17 protein-coding genes are annotated in these 22,889 nt (G+C 55.6%); 8 read left to right on the top strand and 9 right to left on the bottom strand.

Annotated elements, in window-relative coordinates; all coding sequences use genetic code 11:
- Positions 1-59: 59 nt before the first annotated feature.
- On the bottom strand, positions 60-3,959 hold the full coding sequence (gene purL, locus Q334_RS0105615) for a phosphoribosylformylglycinamidine synthase (protein WP_027312354.1): 3,900 nt from the start codon (positions 3,957-3,959) through the stop codon (positions 60-62).
- 114 nt (positions 3,960-4,073) lie between these two features.
- On the opposite strand from purL, the gene mltF reads away from it, so the two are divergent.
- On the top strand, positions 4,074-5,519 hold the full coding sequence (gene mltF, locus Q334_RS18125; protein WP_051527544.1) for a membrane-bound lytic murein transglycosylase MltF: 1,446 nt from the start codon (positions 4,074-4,076) through the stop codon (positions 5,517-5,519).
- Here mltF and tadA read toward each other — a convergent pair.
- Complete coding sequence (tadA, locus tag Q334_RS0105625) at positions 5,516-6,010, bottom strand: tRNA adenosine(34) deaminase TadA (RefSeq protein WP_027312355.1); 495 nt, start codon at positions 6,008-6,010, stop codon at positions 5,516-5,518. The two genes, mltF and tadA, sit on opposite strands and share 4 nt — an antisense overlap.
- 93 nt (positions 6,011-6,103) lie before the next feature.
- Here tadA and Q334_RS18130 point away from each other — a divergent pair, with 93 nt between their 5' ends.
- Positions 6,104-6,574 carry a CBS domain-containing protein gene (locus Q334_RS18130; RefSeq protein ID WP_051527545.1) on the top strand — a complete coding sequence of 157 codons (471 nt, stop codon included), beginning with the start codon at positions 6,104-6,106 and terminating at the stop codon, positions 6,572-6,574.
- A gap of 137 nt (positions 6,575-6,711) precedes the next feature.
- Here Q334_RS18130 and guaA read toward each other — a convergent pair whose 3' ends face one another.
- From guaA to Q334_RS0105645, 3 genes are all read right to left on the bottom strand, one after another.
- A complete protein-coding gene (gene guaA, locus Q334_RS0105635) occupies positions 6,712-8,292 on the bottom strand; it encodes a glutamine-hydrolyzing GMP synthase (RefSeq protein WP_027312356.1) in 1,581 nt (526 codons plus the stop codon).
- A gap of 93 nt (positions 8,293-8,385) precedes the next feature.
- Positions 8,386-9,855, bottom strand: coding sequence for an IMP dehydrogenase (guaB, locus tag Q334_RS0105640; protein WP_027312357.1), 1,470 nt, complete (start codon positions 9,853-9,855; stop codon positions 8,386-8,388).
- A gap of 92 nt (positions 9,856-9,947) precedes the next feature.
- Positions 9,948-10,532 carry a DNA-3-methyladenine glycosylase I gene (locus Q334_RS0105645; RefSeq protein ID WP_027312358.1) on the bottom strand — a complete coding sequence of 195 codons (585 nt, stop codon included), beginning with the start codon at positions 10,530-10,532 and terminating at the stop codon, positions 9,948-9,950.
- Between the two features lie 79 nt (positions 10,533-10,611).
- Between Q334_RS0105645 and xseA the strand changes: the two genes are divergently transcribed.
- The gene (xseA, locus tag Q334_RS0105650) at positions 10,612-12,024 is read left to right on the top strand and encodes an exodeoxyribonuclease VII large subunit (RefSeq protein ID WP_027312359.1); all 1,413 of its coding nucleotides are present in this window, start codon (positions 10,612-10,614) and stop codon (positions 12,022-12,024) included.
- Positions 12,025-12,767: 743 nt separating this feature from the next.
- Here xseA and Q334_RS0105655 read toward each other — a convergent pair.
- The gene (locus tag Q334_RS0105655) at positions 12,768-13,082 is read right to left on the bottom strand and encodes a phasin family protein (RefSeq protein ID WP_027312360.1); all 315 of its coding nucleotides are present in this window, start codon (positions 13,080-13,082) and stop codon (positions 12,768-12,770) included.
- Positions 13,083-13,330: 248 nt separating this feature from the next.
- On the opposite strand from Q334_RS0105655, the gene Q334_RS0105660 reads away from it, so the two are divergent.
- On the top strand, positions 13,331-14,134 hold the full coding sequence (locus tag Q334_RS0105660) for a tetratricopeptide repeat protein (protein ID WP_027312361.1): 804 nt from the start codon (positions 13,331-13,333) through the stop codon (positions 14,132-14,134).
- A 63-nt stretch (positions 14,135-14,197) separates the two neighbouring features.
- Positions 14,198-14,674: an RDD family protein gene (locus Q334_RS0105665; protein ID WP_027312362.1), complete on the top strand. Its 477-nt coding sequence runs from the start codon at positions 14,198-14,200 to the stop codon at positions 14,672-14,674.
- A gap of 43 nt (positions 14,675-14,717) precedes the next feature.
- Here the strand turns inward: Q334_RS0105665 and lptG are convergent, their stop codons facing one another.
- Together lptG and lptF are read right to left on the bottom strand one after the other, a co-directional pair.
- Positions 14,718-15,791, bottom strand: a complete 1,074-nt coding sequence (gene lptG, locus Q334_RS0105670; protein WP_035460856.1) for an LPS export ABC transporter permease LptG — start codon at positions 15,789-15,791, stop codon at positions 14,718-14,720.
- Complete coding sequence (gene lptF / locus Q334_RS18135; protein WP_035460858.1) at positions 15,788-16,915, bottom strand: LPS export ABC transporter permease LptF; 1,128 nt, start codon at positions 16,913-16,915, stop codon at positions 15,788-15,790. Before lptF ends, lptG begins: the two co-directional genes overlap by 4 nt.
- Before the next feature lie 283 nt (positions 16,916-17,198).
- Here lptF and Q334_RS0105680 point away from each other — a divergent pair, with 283 nt between their 5' ends.
- Positions 17,199-18,680, top strand: coding sequence for a leucyl aminopeptidase (locus Q334_RS0105680; RefSeq protein ID WP_035460861.1), 1,482 nt, complete (start codon positions 17,199-17,201; stop codon positions 18,678-18,680).
- Between the two features lie 104 nt (positions 18,681-18,784).
- The gene (locus Q334_RS0105685) at positions 18,785-19,222 is read left to right on the top strand and encodes a DNA polymerase III subunit chi (RefSeq protein ID WP_027312365.1); all 438 of its coding nucleotides are present in this window, start codon (positions 18,785-18,787) and stop codon (positions 19,220-19,222) included.
- On the opposite strand, the gene Q334_RS19865 is transcribed toward Q334_RS0105685, so the two are convergent.
- Entirely contained in the window at positions 19,205-19,810 is a 606-nt protein-coding gene (locus Q334_RS19865; protein ID WP_051527547.1) for a hypothetical protein, read from the bottom strand. The genes Q334_RS0105685 and Q334_RS19865 overlap by 18 nt on opposite strands.
- Before the next feature lie 208 nt (positions 19,811-20,018).
- Between Q334_RS19865 and Q334_RS0105695 the strand changes: the two genes are divergently transcribed.
- A complete protein-coding gene (locus Q334_RS0105695; protein WP_027312366.1) occupies positions 20,019-22,868 on the top strand; it encodes a valine--tRNA ligase in 2,850 nt (949 codons plus the stop codon).
- Positions 22,869-22,889: the final 21 nt, after the last annotated feature.

Genomic DNA, 22,889 nt, shown 5'->3' on the forward strand with positions numbered 1-22,889 from the left:
GCGCACTTGGCTACCTTGATATAAGTCAAACCCCGGCAAGCCGGGGTTTGATGTAGTGATTAGCCGATCCAGACACGGGCGTTGCGGAACATCCGCATCCAGCTCGCATCCTCTTGCCAATCATCTGGACGCCAAGAGTGCTGCACCGCGCGGAAGACCCGCTCTGGGTGCGGCATCATGATGGTGACCCGACCCGCCGCAGCGGTCACCCCGGTAATTCCCATGGGTGAGCCATTGGGGTTGGCAGGATAGCGCTCTGTGACTTCGCCATAGTTATTCAGATAGCGCAGCGCGACCTGACCACTGCCATTGAGAGCTTGCAGTTGCGCTGCGTCACGGAACTCCGCCCGACCTTCACCATGGGCCACAGCAATCGGCATGCGCGAGCCCTGCATCCCCTGCAGGAAGATGGAGTCAGACTGCTGCACTTCCACCATTGCTACCCGCGCCTCAAACTGCTCAGAGCGGTTACGCACAAAGTGTGGCCACAATTCAGCACCAGGAATCAGCTCATGCAGGTTGGATAGCATCTGGCAGCCGTTACACACCCCCAAAGCAAAGCTGTCATCGCGGTTAAAGAAAGCGGCAAACTGCTCCCGTGCACGACTGTTAAACAGGATGGACTTCGCCCAGCCTTCACCGGCCCCCAGCACATCCCCATAGGAGAAGCCGCCACAGGCCACCAGCCCTTTAAAGTCCTCCAGCTTGACTCGACCACTTAGGATGTCACTCATATGTACATCCTGAGCAGCAAAGCCAGCACGATCAAAGGCTGCCGCCATTTCCACATGGCCGTTAACCCCCTGCTCACGCAGGATAGCCACGCTGGGACGCACCCCTGTGGCAATAAAGGGTGCCGCGATGTTGTCATTGACGTCATAGCTCAAAGCAACGTGCAAGCCAGGATCATTCACATCCAGCAGGGCATCAAATTCTTCCTGGGCACACTCGGCGTTATCACGCAGTGCCTGAATACGGTAGCTGGTTTCAGCCCAAAGACGCTGGTAATCACTGCGACTATCCACCAGGACTTCTTCACCCTCGAAGGTGAAGCGAATCATGTCATCGTCACTGAGTCCCCCAACCAACTGACTGGCGTCTGCCAAACCATGGGCTGACAGCTGGCGCAGCACTTCCGTGACATCCGCTTGACGCACCTGTAACAGGGCACCCAACTCTTCACTGAAGAGCACGCTCAACAGTTGTTCAGGACTTTGGGCCAGCCCAGACAGTTCAATCTCCACACCGGTATGACCAGCAAAAGCCATTTCCGCTGCAGTCGCAAATAAACCGCCATCACTGCGGTCGTGATACGCCAGCAACAGACCTTGCTGATTCAGGCTCTGAATCGCATCGAAGAAGCCTTTCAGTTCAGCGGCATCATTCACATCGGGACAGCTATCGCCCAACTGATCAAACACCTGTGCCAGTGCCGAGCCACCCAGGCGGTTTTTACCCTGGCCCAGATCCACCAGAATCAAGGCTGTCTCGCCCTGATCCGTGCGCAATTGCGGGGTCAGAGTACGGCGAACATCAGTCACCGGCGCCACCCCGGTGACAATCAAGGACAACGGTGCAGTCACACTCTTTTGCTCGTCGCCATCCTGCCAGACGGTGCGCATCGACATTGAGTCCTTACCCACTGGGATACAGATTCCCAGCTCAGGGCAAAGCTCCATCCCTACGGCCTTAACGGTGTCATAGAGGTTTTCATCTTCTGCGCTATAACCTGCTGCGCACATCCAGTTAGCGGAGAGTTTAATGTCACCTAATTTGTCGATCCGCGCCGCCGCCAGGTTCGTGATCGCCTCACCCACCGCCATCCGTCCTGAAGCAGGCGCATCGATCAGGGCTAGCGGAGTACGCTCACCCATTGCCATGGCTTCACCACAGTAAACATCATAGGCGGTCGCAGTCACCGCACAGTCCGCTACCGGCACCTGCCAAGGACCAACCATCTGATCACGGTTGACCAAACCCGTCACCGTACGGTCACCAATGGTAATCAAGAAGCTCTTGCTGGCTACCGCAGGCAGCTGTAACACCCGCTTAGCGGCTTCGCTTAACTCCACCCCCTGCAGCTGCAGGGCAGCGCGAGCAAAGGGTTGACGCTTCACACTGCGATGCATGCGGGGTGGCTTACCAAAGAGCACATTCATCGGCAGATCAACGGGGTTATTGTCGAACAGCTGATCCCCCAAACGCAGATGCTGCTCATCGGTAGCTTCACCCACGATGGCATAGGGGCAACGTTCACGCTGGCAGATAGCTTCAAACTCCGCCAGATTTTCCGGCGATACCGCCATCACGTAGCGCTCCTGCGCTTCGTTACACCAGATTTCCAGCGGGCTCATGCCAGGCTCAGCATTGTTGATATTGCGTAGCTCAAAATTACCGCCACGGCCGCCGTCTTTGACCAGCTCGGGGAAGGCATTGGAGAGGCCGCCTGCCCCCACGTCATGGATAAAGGCAATCGGGTTCGCCTCACCACGCTGCCAGCACTGATCGATCACTTCCTGACAGCGGCGCTCCATTTCGGCGTTATCACGCTGCACGGAGGCAAAATCGAGATCTTCGGCACTGGAGCCGGAAGCCATTGAAGAGGCAGCACCGCCCCCTAGACCAATCAGCATTGCCGGGCCACCCAGGCAGATCAGTTTGGCACCGACCACAATCTCGCCCTTCTCGACATGCTGTTCACGGATATTACCCAAACCACCGGCCAGCATGATCGGCTTGTGATAGCCGCGCACTTCCTGTCCGGCGGCAGTCACCACTTCTTCTTCGTAGGTACGGAAATAACCGGTCAGGTTAGGCCGCCCAAACTCGTTGTTAAAGGCCGCGCCACCAAGGGGAGCTTCCACCATGATATCCAGCGCAGAGACGATGCGCTCCGGCTTACCATAGTGAGATTCCCAAGGTTGAACGAAACCCGGAATCTTCAAATCCGATACGCTAAAGCCAGTCAGACCAGCCTTCGGCTTAGAGCCCCGTCCGGTTGCCCCCTCGTCCCGGATTTCACCACCTGAACCGGTGGAAGCCCCTGAATAAGGCGCAATAGCAGTGGGATGGTTATGGGTCTCGACTTTCAGCAGGATATGTACCGGCTCTTGATGCTGGCCGTACACCTTGGTCTGGGGATTAGGGAAGAAACGTGGAGCCTCATGACCAACAATCACCGCAGCGTTGTCTTTATAGGCTGATAACACCCCTTCACTGTGCAACTGATGGGTATTACGAATCATGGCAAAGAGGGATTTTTCCTGAGCTTCGCCATCGATATCCCAGCTTGCATTAAAAATTTTGTGACGGCAGTGCTCAGAGTTAGCCTGAGCAAACATCATCAATTCCACATCCGTGGGATTACGCTGCAGTTCAATAAAGGCATTAAGCAGATAGTCGATTTCATCCTCTGCCAATGCCAAACCCAGCGTACGGTTGGCTTGCTCCAGCGCAGCGCGACCACCAGCAAGCACATCAACACGCCCCAGGGGCTTGGGTTCATGGCGGTTAAAGAGCACCGCTAATTGCGCCACCTCGGTAAACACTGTCTGCACCATGCGGTCATGCAACTTGGCCTGCAGCTGCTTGAGCTGTTGCTCACTGAAGGGGCCACCCTCCAGGTAATACACCTGGGCACGTTCAATGCGCTTGACCTGACTCAGGCCACAATTCCAGGCAATATCGGTTGCCTTGCTCGACCAGGGCGAGATGGTGCCAGGGCGCGGAGCTACTGCCAGCAACACACCAGCAGGTGCCTTGACGTCGTTTTGGGGGCCGTATTCCAGCAGACGAGCGAGAATGCCCTGCTCCGCTTCGGTTAATTCGGTCTGCACATCCACCAGATGCAGGTACTCAGCATAGACGTCCGTGACAGCAGCCACCTCTGCCTGTAAAGTGGCGAGCAGTTTGCTGCGACGGAAGGGTGAAAGTGCGGGTGCTCCACGCAGGGTCAGCATGACGCATCAAGCCTCTTGTTCGGGGATTCTTGGGAGAGAATCGATATGCAAATTGAGCGCGTTATGATACTCGAAAGCCCCTGGCGGATACAGAAAAAGGCAAGGTTCTAATCAATGTGGATGCGCGGCAGTCATCCCTTTCTATTCTGGCTTTATCTCAGCCTGATTATTTTGATCCCGCTGATTGGCTCCCAACAGCAGGTTAGCCAACTCACGCGTATTGATGAGCGGGGGGTGCTGAAGGTCGCTACCCGCAACATCCCCACCGCCTATTTTGAAGATGCCGATGGCCCCGCCGGCTTTGAGTACGAGCTGCTCAAAACCTTTGCTGACCAGCGCAATCTGCGTCTGGAACTCAAGGTCGTGCAAAACCGTAATGATTTGTTTGAACTCCTGCGTCAGCGCGATGTAGATATGGCTGCCGCCTCCTTATTTTTACGCCCCGAGCGCCAGCAAAGCTTCCCCACCTCTGAACCCTATGCCTTTGCCGTCTCTCAGGTAGTCTATCTGGGGGACGACAAAACCACCCCGCAATCCGTTGCGGAGCTGATCGGCAAACGCATCCTGGTGCAATCCGGTAGTGCCCACGCTCAACGCCTGCAAGAGCTGCAACAAGAGTGGCCCGAGCTCGATTGGATGGAAACCGAGGATATGGACGTCGCCGATATGCTCGAGATGTTACGGGAGCAAGAAGCAGACGTCCTTATTACCGACCACATGACTCTGGCCATCTATGCCCCGCTATTTCCCGACATCCAGGTTGCCTTTAGCCTGGATGCGCCTAAACCCCTGGTGTGGTACCTCGCTCCCACTATGGATGACAGTCTACGCCTGGCAATTGACCAATTTTTGGTTCATCCCGAGACCCAGGTGCTAATCGAAAAATTACGGGAAAAATACTTTGAGCACACCCGGCGCTATGACTTTACCGGCATTAAAGCCTTTCGCGCCCACATCCAAAGCAGGCTGCCAGACTATCGGAACCTGTTCGAACGTTACGCCAACCAATATCAGCTCGACTGGCAGCTACTGGCCGCGATCGGTTATCAGGAGTCCAAGTGGGACCCTAAAGCAGTGTCTCCCACCGGGGTAAAAGGCTTAATGATGCTCACCCTGCCCACTGCCAAAGCCATGGGAGTCAGTGACCGTCAGGATGTTGAACAGAGTATTGCCGGTGGCAGTCGCTACATGCGCTATCTGATTGATTTACTGCCCGCCCGCATTCAGGAGCCGGATCGTACCTGGCTCGCCCTAGCGGCCTATAACGTCGGCATAGGTCATCTGGAGGATGCCCGCATCCTGACTCAACGTGCGGGTTACAATCCTGACCGCTGGAGCGATGTACGCCAGTTTTTACCCAAGTTGGCGCATAAGCGCTGGTACAGCCAAACCAAGCATGGCTATGCCCGTGGCTGGGAGCCGGTGATCTACGTGCGCAATATCCGTCTTTATCGGGAAATCCTGCGTTTAGAGCAGTTACCCGCCAATACCGTCATTCCAGCGGCCAAACCTAAACTACCCAAAATAGAGGTGTTTAAGCGTATTCCGCCCACTCTTTAGTCATTTTCTTTAGCCGCTTGCTTAGCCTGTTTTTTAGCGGCACGCCGTTGTTGGAAAAATGCACTAAGTTGCTGGCTGCAAGCCTCCGCCAACACCCCCTCCTGCCACTGCACCTGATGATTCAAATAGGGGGCATCCAGTAAGGCGGCACGGCTACACACCGCACCGGCTTTAGGCTCACGGGCGGCAAATACCAACCGCTGTACCCGCGCATGCACCAAGGCACCAGCACACATACTGCAAGGCTCTAGGGTGACATACAGGGTGGTACCGGTCAGACGATAATTGCCCAGCTTGGCCGCCGCCTCACGCAGCACCAGAATTTCCGCATGGGCACAGGGATCATGACGACTAATGGGTGCATTAAACGCCTGAGCCAGGCAACGTCCCTGCTCATCCACCAATACCGCCCCTACCGGCACCTCTCCGGCCGCTGCGCCCTGGGCAGCCAGCTGCATCGCCTGCTCCATCCAATACTCATCTTGCGCCATCTACCCTATCCTCTTTACTACCCTGCCCGCATCAATATCTTTTCCAGCCAGGCTGCTATGCTTCATTCAATACCAAGCCTAAGGGAGACTTGCATGAAGACTGTTGCCGAGCTGATGAGTACCAAGTTGCAGCTACTCAAGGAAACCGACACCCTGGCCCATGCTCGGGATCTGATGCGCCAATACAATATCCGCAACCTGCCTGTAGTGGCCAGTGACGGCCAAACCTTCGCCGGCATTATCAGTCAACGCGCCATTTTGAAGGAATCCTTTCGCCTGGTCAGCCAGCATGGCGTGGCTGGCATGGCCGAACAAGAGAGTATGATCTTAGTGGCCGAAGTGATGGCAAGGGATGTCATTACCGCCACCCCTGAAACCACACTCGTCACCGCGGGCCGTTACTGTATGGAGAACAAACACGGCTGCTTACCCATCCTCAATGACCAGGGCCATTTAATGGGGTTGATCACCCCTTCGGACTATGTGCGCCTCTGTGTCGAGATGCTGGAGAAAAAAGAAACCCAGGCCGCTAAACGGCGGGCAAAAAAACACCCTCAAGCCTGATGGCTGAGGGTGTTGGTTGATAAGAGCGCCAGCAGGCTGGAGAAAAACCTTGAGGCACGCCTCGACAAGCCTTTCAGCAACCTGCCAGTGCTCTGGCAGACAAGCCCGGCGTCAGCAGCCAGGCTCAGCACGGGCCACTATTCCCACTCAATAGTGGCCGGCGGCTTGCTGGAGACGTCATAAGTCACCCGCGAAACCTGTGCAATCTCGTTAATAATCCGGCTGGAAACCGTCTCCAGCAGCTCGTAAGGCAAGTGCGCCCAACGGGCTGTCATAAAATCAATGGTCTCTACTGCACGCAGAGCAATCACATACTCATAACGACGACCATCGCCGACTACCCCCACCGACTTGACCGGCAGGAACACGGCAAAGGCTTGGCTGGTTTTATGGTAGTAATCTGCTTTACGCAGCTCTTCGATGAAGATCGCATCCGCCTCCTGCAGGATAGCCGCATACTCCGGCTTCACCTCCCCCAGAATCCGTACCCCTAAGCCGGGGCCAGGGAAGGGATGGCGGTAAACCATGTCGTAGGGCAGACCTAGCTCCAAACCGATTTTGCGCACTTCGTCTTTGAAGAGTTCGCGCAGCGGCTCAACCAGCTCAAACTTCATATCTTCCGGCAGACCGCCGACGTTATGGTGAGATTTGATCACATGGGCCTTGCCGGTTTTGGCGGCGGCAGACTCGATCACATCAGGGTAGATGGTGCCCTGCGCCAGGAATTTTACATCCTGCAGCTTGGCTGCTTCGTCATCGAAGACTTCAATAAAGGTGTTACCGATAATTTTGCGCTTGGCCTCAGGATCAGCCACGCCCTGCAGTTTACCCAGGAAGGTCTCGGCAGCATTCACCCGGATCACCCGCACGCCCATATTGTTGGCGAACATTTCCATCACCTGGTCGCCTTCGTTTTTGCGCAACAGACCATGATCAACGAATACGCAGGTGAGCTGATCACCAATGGCACGATGTAACAACGCCGCCACCACGGAGGAGTCCACCCCGCCAGACAGGCCGAGCAGGACTTTATTACTGCCTACCTGGGCACGTACGGTGCGGATGGCATCGTCAATAATATTGGCAGCGGTCCACAACGCCTCACAGCCGCAAATGTCTTTGACGAAGCGGGACAGAATACGACCACCCTGCTTGGTGTGGGTCACTTCGGGATGGAACTGCACCCCAAACAGCTGCTTAGCGGGATGGCACATGGCAGCAATAGGCGCGCTCTCAGTGGAAGCCACCACGTGGAAGCCTTCGGGAATTTCGACCACTTTATCGCCGTGGCTCATCCACACATCCAGAATCAGCGAACCGTTGTTGGCGATATGATCTTCAATGCCTTCCAGCAGACGGCTGCCGCCTTCACAGATACGCACCTGGGCATAGCCAAACTCACGCTTGTCGGAGCTGGCTACTTTACCACCCAGCTGCTCCGCCATGGTCTGCATACCGTAGCAAATACCCAGCACCGGTACCCCCAGGGTAAAGACCACTTCCGGCGCACGGGGCGAGTTCAGCTCTGTCACTGACTCAGGGCCACCGGCCAGGATGATACCTTTAGGATTAAAAGCGCGAATATCCGCTTCGCTCATGTCGAAGGGGTAAATTTCGCAGTACACACCGATCTCCCGTACCCGACGCGCGATCAGTTGGGTGTACTGGGAGCCGAAATCGAGGATCAAAATCCGCTGAGCATGAATATCGATAGCCATTCGCTGTCTCCATGTCCGCCTGCCGTTGGCAAACGGCTACGGGAAAACAAAAGTGGGGCTGACAAGCCAGCCCCACCCGAGTCGAGTTAGTAATTAACCAAGGCGGTAGTTAGGCGCTTCCTTGGTGATGGTCACATCATGTACGTGTGACTCACGCATGCCCGCATTGGTAATGCGCACAAACTGAGGCTTGGTACGCATTTCATCGATGCTGGCACAGCCGGTGTAACCCATGGAGGAACGCAGGCCTCCCATCAGTTGATGCACTACCGCTGCCAGCGGGCCCTTACAGGGCACCCGGCCTTCAATCCCTTCGGGAACCAGTTTTTCTTCGCCGGCTTTGGCATCCTGGAAATAACGGTCAGAGGAACCGGTAGCCTGCGCCATCGCCCCGAGCGATCCCATACCACGGTAGGACTTAAACGTCCGCCCCTGGTATAGCTCAACCTCACCAGGTGCTTCATCGGTACCGGCCAGCAGGCCACCAACCATGATCACACTGGCACCCGCTACGATGGCTTTCGCCAGGTCACCGGAGAAGCGCACACCGCCATCGGCAATCACGGGAATGCCTTTTTCATTCATCACTGCAGCAACATTGGCCACTGCACTGATCTGTGGTACCCCAACCCCAGCCACAATACGGGTTGTACAGATAGAGCCAGGACCAATCCCCACTTTTACGCCATCCGCGCCTGCTTCAGCCAGTGCCAAAGCAGCTTCTGCAGTGGCAATGTTACCGCCGATCACCTGTACCTGAGGGAAGGTCTGCTTCACCCAGCGCACCCGATCAATAACCCCTTTGGAGTGACCATGGGCGGTATCCACGATAATGACATCAACACCCGCTTCAACCAGCGCTTTCACCCGCTCGGGGGTTTCTGCACCCGTACCCACGGCGGCGCCGACGCGTAGACGTCCATCCGCATCTTTACAGGCATTGGGGAAGGCTTCTGCTTTGTGCATGTCCTTCACCGTGCGCATCCCTTTCAGGCGGAAATTCGCATCGACCACCAGTACTTTTTCAATGCGATGCTGACGCAGCAAACGAATCACTTCGTTGTTGTTCTCATCTTCCCGCACGGTTACCAGGCGCTCCTTGGGGGTCATAATATCCGCCACCTTGGAGTCCAGGTTTAGCTCAAAGCGCACATCGCGACTGGTCACGATTCCCACCAACTCGCCATTGTCCACCACCGGGAAACCGGAGTAACTGGAGCGACGGGTCAGTTCGAGCACTTCCCGCACGCTGGTGCTGGAGGTGACCGTAACGGGGTCTTTAACAATGCCGCTTTCGTATTTCTTAACCTTGCGCACTTCCTCAGCCTGACGCTCAATCGTCAGGTTTTTGTGGATAATGCCAATCCCGCCTTCCTGGGCCAGAGCAATGGCCAAACGCGCTTCAGTCACGGTATCCATCGCAGCGGATACCAGCGGCAGGTTTAGGGAGATTTCACGGGTCAGACGAGTCTTGAGAGAGACGTCCTTCGGCAGGACTTCGGAATAGCCCGGCACCAGCAGAACATCATCAAAGGTGAGTGCTTCTTCAGCGATACGCAACATAATCCGCCACCTTAAGGGAGAGCAAGGGGGATAAAAAGAAGCGCCTCATTGTACCTTTCCGCGTAGGTTAGGTAAATGCCAATTCGCCTTCCTCAGCGACGGGCCTGCTCACAACAGGCTTGGTAACAATGGCAACTCACTTCGTGATCATTCACCATGCCCACGGCCTGCATAAAGGCATAGCAGATGGTGCTGCCAACAAAGTTAAAGCCTTTCTTTTTCAGGGCCTTCGACATGGCATCAGATTCAGGACTGGTTGCCCTGGGGTCATCGCCATCCCCCAAGCGATTGATCTGGGTTTTACCCCCGACAAACTGCCACAGGAATTCGCTAAAATCCTCTCCCTGCTCCTGCATCGCCAGATACGCCTTGGCATTACGGATAATGGACTGCACTTTTAGACGATTACGCACGATGCCTGGGTTTTGCAGTAGCTCCTCCACCTTAGCCTGGTCAAAGGTTGCGATCAGCGCCGGATCAAAATTGGCAAACGCCTGCTCATAATGGCGCTGCTTTTTCAAAATAGTAATCCAACTCAATCCCGCCTGTTGGCCATCCAGACAAAGTTTGGCAAAGAGTTCCTGCCCATCCACCACCGGACGTCCCCAGACATGGTCGTGGTAGTGTTGATATTCCGCATCCTGGCTCACCCAACGACAACGCTTTAGCTCCGCCACAGTCGCCTCCTGAGAAGATAATCCCGTCATTCATCCATGCTAAGATGGCTCCCTTCATGGCTAAGGAACATGACACCTGATGAGCGAGCTGTCTACCCAGGTTTATCGCGTCAGCCAGTTAACCCGTGAGGTACGGCTGTTATTAGAGCAGGGCTTTGCCCAGATTACCGTTAGCGGGGAAATCTCTAACTTCAGCAGCCCCAGCTCAGGTCATTGGTACTTCACCCTCAAAGATGGCCAGGCGCAAGTACGCTGTGCCCTGTTTCGCCATCGCAATCAGCTGGTGCGCTTTCGTCCCAAAGATGGCGATCAGGTTAACCTACGCTGCAAAGTCAGCCTCTACGAACCCCGGGGGGACTTCCAGTTAATTGGTGACTATCTAGAGCCGGCAGGCCAAGGGCGCTTGCAACTTGCCTTTGAACAACTCAAACAGCGCTTAGCCAGCGAGGGACTGTTTGATCTTGCCAATAAGCAGTCACTACCGACTCACCCTCAGCACATTACCCTGATTACCTCCCCCACCGGCGCCGCTATTCGTGACCTGCTCAGCGTGTTACAACGCCGTTGCCCCAGCATTGCAATTGACCTGATTCCGGTGGCCGTACAAGGACAGGAAGCCACTGGACAAATTTGCCGCGCCCTGGCACTGGCCAATCGCTTACAGCAAACCGATGTGATTATCCTTGGTCGCGGCGGCGGCTCGTTGGAAGATCTCTGGCCCTTCAACGAAGAAAGCGTCGCCCGGGCTATCCACGCCAGCCGCATTCCGGTGGTCTCCGCGGTGGGCCATGAAACCGATGTCACCATCAGCGACTTTGTCGCCGATGTGCGTGCCCCCACCCCTTCTGCGGCGGCAGAGCTAGTCGCCCCGGATCAGCAGCACTGGCACAAGGCCTTGCGGCAACTGGGACAACGCCTACAACTGGCTATCCAGCGCCAGCTGCAACAACAACAGCAGCTTTTACAGCGCTACCAACAACGCCTGCGGCACCCCCAACAACTCCTCCAGCAACGTGCACAACGCCTGGATGAGTGCGAGCAACGCCTGCAGCGTCTGCTCAAAAAACAACTCAGCCAGCAACAGCATCAGCTACGCAGCCTCAGCAATCGCCTGGCGCAACAGCGCCCGGACAAGCGCCTGCAACAGCAACGTTTACGCTTAGAAGCACTGCAACAACGGCTGCAGCGTCAGCCACAGCAACTCCCCTTACAACAGCGGCAACTGCAACAGCTCCGGCAGCGACTAACAGATACCCAGCAACGCTGCCTGCAACAGGCACGGCAGCAACTGCAGCAGCAGGCACAAAGCCTGCATCTGGTCAGCCCACTGGCGACACTGGAGCGCGGCTACGCCATCGTGCAAACGCCACAAGGACAGGTGCTGCGCAGAGCCGATGAGATTCAACCTGGCCAAGCTATCACTATCCGCCTGCATCAAGGCAGACTGGCAGCCCAGGTACAGCAGACTTTGCTTGATAGCGATAAAACTTAATGAGAAATATTATTATTATGATTGACAGCTATGACTAGCCATCTATAATCCCCCCTCAGGAAACGCACATGTTCTCACCCCTGGGTGGTGTTCATCGGTTGTTTTCTCTCATCAAAGCTAATCACGGTTCTTTACCCCGCCCTGTGCGGGGTTTCTTTTTTTCCCACCAATAACGTCAATGCTGCAAGGTCTCACTCGTAGCAATCCCATCACGACAAAAAAATAATGATAATTATTATCATTAGCATTGACACACTAATCCCACACCCTATAATGGTCCCTGAAACGCAGATGTCCTCCTCCCTTCAGGTTGTGTGACATGGGTTGTTTCTCTCATCAAAGCTAATCACGGTTCTTTACCCCGCCTTGTGCGGGGTTTCTTTTTCCCGTCCACATGCTCTCCACTCAGAACGCCCCCCTTAACAACAGCATCCGTCCTGTTGCATGTAAATCCTCTAACCCAGGGAGCACTGAATAGCTGGATATTGGCGAGCACGTATTAATGTCAATTTAACTAAATGAAAATTATTATCATTTTTATTGACTATCAAATACTGCCATCCTACTATGCTTTCCGGGAAAGCAAATTACCTGGTGATACCCAACTCATCAGTTGTTTTCTCTCATCAAAGCTAATCACGGTTCTTTACCCCGCCCTGTGCGGGGTTTCTTTTTTACTTGGCGGCATAAACCACAAAGCCAGGCGAAGGCCTGGCTTTGTGCATGCAATTAAAAGTACCCGCTTACTTATTTAGACCCTGCTCAGCTAACTTCAGTAGGGCCTGACGCGTTTCTTCAAAAATCGCCAGATTGCGTCCTCCTGCCTGGGTCAAGGTCGACTCCATTGCCTTATTGAACTCCTGCTGCAACTGCAACACCTCTTCCGGACTCTCGCACTGGCTCAGGGCCTTAGCCTGCTGCATGGTGGCTTCCACACACTTCTGCGTGCAGGCCATCTGTTCGGCAGCCAGGGCTTCCAGCATCTTGGTTTGAATACCTACCATCTGCTGGACCGGCTGAAGCAGACTTTGCATTTGCTGATTCAAAGTGTCTTTCATGGCTGTTTCCTCATGCCAGGAGTTGCCTACCTATATAAGCACAGTTTTTTACTAAGGGAGAAGCCCAGACATATTTCAACTCAACACCGCTTTCGGTCAATTTTCTTCAAGGGCTGATTTTGCATAGAATAGCGGGGCTGCATTAGCCAACCCTAAAGCAAGCCACATGACAGCCCAGTGCTGCACATGGATCGCCAGATAACCTCCCCCCGTTATCCGGGCATCACGGCATGGAGAGAAGCGAAACCATGAAAAAGTATTTGTTATCCGCCGCCACCCTGTGCTGGCTTAGCCTGCAAACACCTGTACTGTTTGCTGCCAGTCTGGATGTCGCCAACGAAGCCTTTACTGCCAAGGATTACAGCAAGGTATTCCAGCATGCGGAGCCTTTGGCCAAACAAGGCAATCCGGAAGCTCTCTATCTATTAGGACAACTCTATGAGAACGGCTGGGGGGTCAATGCCGATCTGGAGAAAGCCAAGAGCTACTACCAAAACGCCACTATTCAGGGCCATCCTCAAGCCCTTACTGCATTACGCAGCCTGAAAAACCAAGAATATTTGGAAGAACTCAAACAGGTGCAGCCTCAAGCTGAAGCCGGTGACGCCAAAGCACAAAACCGTCTGGGCAAAATGTATGAGTTTGGCCAAGGGGTAGAGCGTGATCCCGCCAAGGCGCTGCACTGGTATACCCAGGCCGCTAATCAGGGCTATGCCGAAGGCCTACTCAACTTGGGCCGTTGCTATAACCTGGCCTTGGGCGTCGGGCAAAATTTTGCTAAAGCGGAGGAGTACTACCGCCAGGCAGCAGGCAAAGGCCTGGATGAAGCCATGTTCTGGCTCGGTTCGCTGTACTTTAACAAGCACGGTCAGGATAGCAGTGAAGACACTGACGTCATTGGCTATGCCTGGCTGAAAAATGCCGCTAATAAAGGCCATGCCATTGCTATCAAAATGATTTCACGACTAGAACTGAAGCTTGATACTGACCAACTGACACGGGCACAGGTACTGGCTGAGAAGCTGCATACCCAGCTCCACCCTGCCCAGTAATGCCGTGTTCATCGACCCAGGCTTTACCCCCAGGGTAAAGCCGCCTCTGTTTAGGATCACCCCATGCCTCGTCGTTTTGCCGATGCAGACACCGCCAGCCAACTCCCACCCGCCTCACTTTGGCGACGTCTGGCGGCTATCTTTTATGACTTTTTACTCTGCGTTGCCATGCTGATGGTGGTCACCGGCATTCTGCTGCTGATCAGCAATCAGGATGTCCCCCTAGGCGAAACCCAAGCCATTGGCGGCCCTGTTTATAAAAGCATTCTGTTTTTGAGCCTGTTTGTCTTTTTTGCCAAGTTTTGGACCTGGCCTGGACAAACCCTGGGCATGCAGTCCTGGCGTATTCGCGTGCAGAACCGCGATGGCAGCCCCATTAGCCTGATGCAGGCCATGCTGCGTTTTTTCGCCGCCTGGTTATCCGCTGCCTGCTTTGGCCTTGGCTATCTGTGGATGCTGTGGGATAAGGAAGGACTGACCTGGCATGACCGCTTTTCCGAAAGCCGGGTCGTGGTGGTACCGAAAATTCTGCGTGAATAACCAAAATGGGGGCCAAGCCCCCATTTTGCAGATCACCACACCATCAGCGCACTCGTTTGAGTAGCCAGGAACCCAGCCCCAAACAAAGCACCAACAACCCCAATACCGCCAGTAGTGGTGAAATGCCCGATAGCGTTACCACCGGCCCCAACAGGTCTTGAGCGAGGCGGAAGGCTACCCCGACAATCACGCCACTAATGACTCTCTGCCCCATACTGACGGAGCGTAATGGGCCAAAAACGAACGACATTCCCACCAGCACCAAAGCAGCCACCGCCAAGGGTTGCAGCATTTTTTGCCAGAACGCGAGCCAATAACGATCCGCTTCCAATCCCTGCTCCTGCAGATAGTTGGCGTACTGCCACAAGCCAGGCATCGGCAGATAGAGCGGATCCAGCACCACCAGATTGAGCAACTCGGGGGTTAGCTCGGTCTGCCATGGTTCCTGTTCGCGTTGCTGTGCCTGCCAGCGCGGAGGCTCTACCGTTTCAAGCTTGGCCTCACGCACCTGACTCAGCAGCCATTGCCCGTCCTGATACTGTGCCTGCTCTGCATAGCTGGAAGACACTAAGCGCTGCTGTTCATCAAACTGATAACGGCTCACGCCATAAATCAGCCCCCGGCTATCCACCGCATTAAAGTGAATAAAGGTATTGCCCTCACGGTGCCACACCCCATAGCGGCTGGCCAACTCATCCTGCTTACCCAGAGCCACCGCCCGGATTGAATTTGCCTGAGGCGCACTTTGCGGCACCCACCATTCCCCCACCAGCATCACCAACAGCATCAACAGCAAGGTGGGCTGCATCACCGCTCTGGCAATACGCCACAGACTAATCCCGGCGGCCCGCATCACGGTTAATTCGCTTGAGCCTGCCAACACCCCCAGGCCAATCAAAGCCCCCAACATCGCACTGATAGGCAACAGTTCATAAAGCCGGGCCGGCAGGGTCAACCACAGATAATGCGCAATCACCTCAAGAGTGTAGGCCTCCCCCAACTCATCCAGTTCATCCAAAAAGGCAAACAGCAAGTCGAGCCCTAATAACACCAGGAGCGCTAACAACACCGCCTGCAACACATGGCGGGCAATGTACTTATCCAGAATGCTGATCATGTTGCGCTCCCCTGCGCTGAAGACTGACCCGCCTGCATACGCCGGTATTGACGCTCACGCCACCAGTCAGGCCCCCACATCAAGGCTGCCCCCAGGACCAAGAACAGCAGATGAATCCACACCAGCCCCAGCTCCGCTGGCAGACGTCCCTTGAGGACCTGGGTGCGCGCCCAGGACAATAAAAACAGATACGCCAAATACAGCAGGATGGAAGGAATCAGTTTGGCAAAGCGTCCCTGACGGGGATTAACCTGAGCCAGGGGGATCGCCAACAGCGTCACCACCAATACCATCAGGGGTAAGGAAAGACGCCACTGCAGATGGGCCCAGTCCCGTTCGGGTTGTTCAAAGCGCAGTAGCTGCAAGGTGTTCAGTGTCTCAGCCCGGTCAATCTCGGCGGCGATGGTAGACTCCTCCACCCGTGCGCCATACTCACTGAAGCGGGTATGCTCCTGCTGCAGTTGGCCCGCTAACAATTGATAGCGATAACCATCCTGCAATACCCAGTAACGGGCCTGCTGCTCATTATCAAACTGCTGACGCCCTTGCTTGGCGATGATCACCACCTGCTGTTTACCATCGCCACTGGGCATCGCAATAAAGACGTTCTCCATCTCGCCTTTGTTTTGCCCCAGACGCTCAATGTAAGTCACCCGGGTTTGATCACTGCTCTTTTGAAAACGACCAGGAGTCAAATGCTCCAGGGCGGCAGCCGAAGATTGTTGCTGCAAGATAATCGCCGCCTGACGCAGCCCCCAGGGAGTCACCACCAGACTAAATAGGCCAATCAGGGCCGCTAACAGCAGGCTGTATTTAAGCGTCCAGCGCAGCACCTGGGGACGACCAATACCGCAGGCATGCAACACCGTCATTTCGCTTTCCAGATAGAGACGGCCATAACCGAGCAGAATGCCAAGAAACAATCCCAACGGCAGAATCAGCTCCAAAAAGCCCGGTAAGCGATAGGCCATAATGCTGAGCAACACGCCTGGGTCGAGCTTTCCCTCTGCCGCCTCAGCCAAATACTTGATCAGGCGTCCCCCCATAATAATCACCAGCAGCACCAAACTGACTGCCAGCAGATTGAAGGTAATTTCGCGCCTTAAATACCGAGCTGCTATCACGCCTGTATCCCTGTCTTGAACCGGTGCCCATTGTAGCGGGCAGGGCTGTCAGGCTCCAGCAGAGCAAGCCACCCCTCGCCAAAATGACCCTGAGTGGTGGGCGCAAGCGAAATCGGAAAAAAAATCCTTCGCAATCCTTCCTCCAGCCCTAGCTGTCTGTTTTATGATGTGACCACTGGGCTGCCGCTTGATGGAACTCAAGTGCAGCAACGCCCCCTTAAAGCGCTCTGATTCTTCGTCACTACCCATGTAGACGCGCTTACAGACAATAAAAGGAAAGCCCATGCCTGTTAGCTATCATCTGACCACGGATTCTGTTCTGCAAAGCCCGCAAAGTTGTGTGGTGGTCGCCCTCTATGACGATGGCAGCCTGAGTCCTGCCGCTGCACAACTCGACCAAGCCAGCCAAGGCCAGTTAAGCCAGCTGGTGCAAGCCGGTCGGGTCAAAGGCAAAAGCGGCAGCACGCTTTATCTCCCCTTAGTCAGTGGAGTGAACAGCAGCGTACTGTTGCTGGGCGCAGGCAGTCCTGGACTCAGCCCCGCCAAATTCACTGGCCTGGCGAAAAGCGCTATCAAAGAATTAAATGAGCGCGGCATCAGCGATGCGGCCCTGTTCCTGGCGGAAGTCGACGTCAAAGGTCGCGGCCAGGCCTGGCGGGTACGCCAACTGGTTGAGGCCAGTGAGCAGGCGCTCTATGTGTTTGATCAGCTGAAGAGCAAAAAAGCCGATGCTCCCAGCCTAAGCAACCTGACCCTGGCGGTCGCCGTCAATGAGGCCCAAGCTGCCAGTGAAGCTCTGAAGCAGGGCATGGCTGTCGCCCAGGGCGTCACCCTGGCGAAAAACCTCGCCAACCTGCCTGGCAATATCTGCACTCCGACCTACCTGTCTGATACCGCCCGCCAACTGGCCGATCAGTATGCCAACCTGCAAGTTCAGGTACTCGATGAAGACGCCATGCGTCAGCTGGGCATGCACTGCCTGCTGTCCGTCGGTAATGGCAGTGACCAGCCCTCCCAGCTGATCACCCTGGAGTACAAGGGCGCAGCAGAAACTGAACAACCCTATGTATTCGTTGGCAAAGGCATCACCTTCGACACCGGCGGCATCAGCCTCAAACCCGGCGAAGGCATGGATGAGATGAAGTTCGACATGGGCGGTGCCGCCAGCGTATTGGGCCTGATGAAAACCGTTAGCGAGCTGCAATTACCGATCAACGTCGTAGGGGTAGTGGCTGCCGCCGAGAATATGCCCAGTGGTCGCGCCACCAAGCCCGGTGATGTGGTGACCACTATGTCCGGTCAGACGGTGGAAATCCTCAATACTGACGCAGAAGGCCGCCTGGTACTCTGCGATGCCTTGACCTACGTTGCCCGCTTCAAGCCCGCCACCGTGGTCGATATCGCCACCCTGACCGGTGCCTGCGTGATTGCCCTGGGCCACCACACCACCGGCCTGATGGCTAACGATCAGGAACTGGCCAATGCGCTGCTGCAAGCAGGTGAGCAGGCTAATGACCGTTGCTGGCAGTTGCCGCTGTTCGATGAATACCAGGAACAGCTGGACTCCAACTTTGCCGATATCGCCAACATCGGTGGCCGTCCTGGCGGCAGTATTACCGCCGCCTGCTTCCTGTCCCGCTTCACCAAGGAGTATCGCTGGGCCCACCTGGATATCGCCGGTACCGCCTGGGTCAGTGGCAAGCAAAAAGGCGCCACTGGACGCTGCGTGCCACTATTGGCGCAATACCTGTTTGATCGCATCTAAGCGTAATCACTCGCTGCACCAAGAAAGCGCCTGACATTCCAGGCGCTTTCTTTATACTGCCGCCTAGTATCTTGCGCAGCAGCTTCAGCAGACGGACTCCTTTTATGCTTGAACGTGCAGACTTTTATCTGCTGGCCCAAACCGATCTCCAGGCGCGTTGGCGCTTACTCACCACCCTGCTCAGCCGTCAGTGGCCGCAAGGCCATCAGTTTCATCTACATTGTGACAGCGCAGAAGAAGCCCAGACGTTGGATACTTTGCTCTGGCAACAGGAGCCCAGCAGCTTTCTGCCCCACCACCGCCTGGACCAGGACTTTAGCGGACACAGCCCCATCACCCTGGGTTATGGCGATTATTGGCCAACGCCTCAGCCCGGCTGCATCCTGGTTAATCTGGCTGCCGATATTCCGCCCCAGCTCAGCCACTTTCAGCGGGTGCTGGAAATTGTGGTGCAGGGAGAACCCTGGCTGAGCCGCCAGCGTGAGCACTACCGCCATTACCGCAGTCTCGGCCTCACCCCTCAACTACATCGGCTGGGTTAGGTCAGTTACGCCATTAAATGCCTCAGGCAGCAACTTACCGGCATCCTGGGGCAAGGCCTGACCTAACCAGGGAGCCATCGCCTGGGGCCACAATACCTGGGCAGCCGCCTGGGCCACGGCGGCTGTAGCCGTGGTGCTGCCAGCCTCCGCTTGCACCGTCTCAGTCGCAGCGCTGGCTAATGGCTCAGCCAACACCTGGGTCTTGCCCTGCTGCACCAGTAGCACAGCCATCTGATTGGTGTCTGCATTCCACACCATTGCCGCCTTATCTGCTAAGGGGGCGGTTACCGGGGCCTTCGACAGCACATAAAACAGTGGCCCCTGCTGTGAAATCTGCTCGGCGGTATAAAGCAACGCCACCGTCTGTTGATAATGCTGCTCCCCCACCAAGGCGGTTAAACGGTCTTTGATCAGGGGTTGTTCAAACAGGCTGACTGCCCGGGGTTCAAACCCCACCAGTGGCTTCAACAGCGCCCACATCAGCTGACTCTGTGCCCCCATCAACAAGGGCGCAGCACAGGCGGACAGCACACACAGCAACACGGCGGCCACTCCCCAACGGGAGGCCACTGTGACAATCGCGTTCATATTTCACTCCGAAGTAAAAGAACCCACAGCGCCTTGGCAGGACACCAAGCGCCCGCATCTTACTCTGGCCAATGCCGCTTCGCCAGGGGTTCGCCCTCAGCCCTCTGGCGGGGTATAATCCCCGCCCAATATCGGGAGCCCGCATCCCCCTTGCGACTGTTCTCCCTAACCCTATTCGGCCCCTTTTCGGCACAGATGCAGAGTTTCCATGGATAAGACCTTTAATCCCCACGCGATTGAACAAAACTGGTACCAAACCTGGGAAGAACGCGGCTATTTCGCCCCACAAGGCGAAGGCCAGCCTTACTCCATCATGATTCCGCCCCCCAACGTCACCGGCAGCCTGCACATGGGCCACGGTTTCAATAATGCGGTGATGGACGCGCTGATTCGCTATCAACGGATGAAGGGCTGTAACACCCTGTGGCAAGTGGGTACCGACCATGCTGGTATCGCCACCCAAATGGTAGTGGAGCGTAAACTGGCAGCGGAAACCGGGCAAAGCCGCCATGATCTGGGCCGGGAAGCCTTTCTGGAAAAAGTGTGGGAGTGGAAAGCCGAATCCGGTGGCAATATCACCCGTCAGATTCGTCGACTGGGCTCCTCGGTGGACTGGTCACGTGAACGCTTCACCATGGACGATGGTTTTTATAAGGCCGTGCAGGAAGTCTTTGTCCGCCTCTATGACGACAAGCTGATTTACCGTGGCAAGCGTCTGGTGAACTGGGATGCCAAGCTGCACACCGCCATTTCTGACCTGGAAGTGCTGTCTGAGGAAGAGCAAGGCTCGCTCTGGCACTTCCGTTATCCCTTGGCCGATGGTGCCACCACCGCCGAGGGCAAAAACTATATCGTTGTGGCTACCACCCGTCCGGAAACCATGCTCGGAGATACCGCCGTTGCGGTTAACCCGGAGGATGAGCGCTATCAGCATCTGGTAGGCAAATTTGTTGACCTGCCCCTGGTCGGCCGTCGTATTCCCATCATTGCCGATGACTACGTTGACCGTGAGTTTGGCACCGGCTGCGTGAAGATCACCCCGGCCCATGACTTTAACGACTACGAAGTGGGCAAGCGTCACGCCCTGCCGATGATCAACATCATGACACTGGACGCGGCTATCCGCAGCGAAGCTGAAGTCCTGGATCAGGATGGCCAGCCCTGTGATGCCTACCCGGCCACACTCCCTGCAGCTTATGCAGGTCTTGATCGTGCCGAGGCGCGCAAGCAAATTGTGGCGGACTTTGAAGCCCAGGGCTTACTGGAAAAAATTGATCCCCACACCCTCAAGGTTCCCCGTGGTGACCGCTCTGGCGTTGTGATTGAGCCCCTGCTGACCGATCAGTGGTTTGTGGCGGTTGCCGAACTGGCCAAGCCTGCCATTGAGGCGGTCGAACAAGGGGAAATCCAGTTCGTTCCCAAGCAGTATGAAAACATGTACTTCGCCTGGATGCGTAACCTGCAGGACTGGTGTATTTCCCGTCAGCTCTGGTGGGGCCACCGTATTCCCGCCTGGTACGATCAGGAGGGCAATGTCTATGTTGCCCGCAGCGAAGCCGAAGCCCGTAGCAAATACCAGCTCGCCGATGAGGTGGTGCTCAGCCAGGATAACGATGTACTCGATACCTGGTTCTCCTCCGCCCTTTGGACCTTTGGTACCCTGGGCTGGCCAGAAAATACTAAAGAGCTGCAAACCTTCCACCCCAGCTCCGTACTGGTAACAGGTTTTGACATCATCTTCTTCTGGGTTGCCCGCATGATCATGATGACCATGCATTTCATCAAAGATGAAAACGGCAAGCCTCAGGTGCCCTTCAAGACCGTTTACGTGCATGGTCTGGTGCGGGATGGTCAGGGTCAGAAGATGTCAAAATCCAAGGGCAACGTGCTGGACCCGATTGACCTGATTGACGGTATCAGCCTGGATGAGCTGGTCGCCAAGCGTACCGCCAACATGATGCAGCCCCAGCTGGCAGCCAAAATCGAAAAAGCGACCCGGGCCGAGTTCCCTGAAGGCATTGCCGCCTACGGTACCGATGCACTGCGCTATACCTTCCTGTCGCTAGCCTCCACCGGTCGCGACATTAAGTTCGACATGAACCGCATGGAAGGCTTCCGCAACTTCTGTAACAAGATCTGGAACGCCGCCAAGTATGTGCTGATGAATACCGAAGAGCACGACTGTGGCCAACAGGGCGGTGAGATGGAATACACCCTGGCTGACCGTTGGATTATCAGCCGCTTGCAGGTGGCCGAACAAAAAGTCACTGAAGCCCTCGACAGCTACCGCTTCGATCTCGCCACCCAGGCGCTCTACGAGTTTGTTTGGAACGAGTACTGCGACTGGTACCTGGAGTTGTCCAAGCCAGTGCTGTGGAACAAAGAGGCAAGTGCAGCCCAGCTGCGTGGCACGCGTCGCACCCTGATCCGGGTGCTGGAAGCCATTCTGCGCCTGGCACATCCCTTTATGCCCTTCATCACCGAAGAAATCTGGCAGAAGGTCAAACCCCTGGCGGGCAAAGAGGGCGACACCCTGATGCTGCAGCCCTGGCCGATCGCCAACATGGATAACTATGATGCCGCCGCAATTGAGGATCTGGAGTGGGTCAAAGGCGTCATTATCGGTATTCGTAATATCCGCGGTGAAATGAATATTTCCCCAGCCAAGACCCTGACCGTGCTGCTACGCAATGGTAGCCCTGACGACCAACGTCGCCTGGAAGAGAACCGCGCCTTCCTGCTCAAGCTGGCCAAGCTGGAAAGCCTGGAGTGGTTAGAAGGCCAGGCCCCCTTGAGCGCCACTGCCTTAGTGGGTGAAATGGAAGTGCTGGTTCCCATGGCAGGCTTGATCGACAAAGAAGCCGAAATCGCACGTCTTAGCAAAGAGCTGGACAAGCTCAGCAAAGATATTGAGCGCACCCAAAGCAAACTGGATAACCCAGGCTTTGTTGCCAAGGCACCGGCACAGTTGGTGGAGCAGGAGCAAAACCGCCTCAATGAGATGCGCCAAACCCAGGCCAAACTGGAAGAAAAACTGGCGCAGATGCAGAGTCTGTAACAACCGCTATACCTTGTCCTC

This window comes from Balneatrix alpica DSM 16621 (genome assembly GCF_000619885.1).
Taxonomy (GTDB): domain Bacteria; phylum Pseudomonadota; class Gammaproteobacteria; order Pseudomonadales; family Balneatricaceae; genus Balneatrix; species Balneatrix alpica.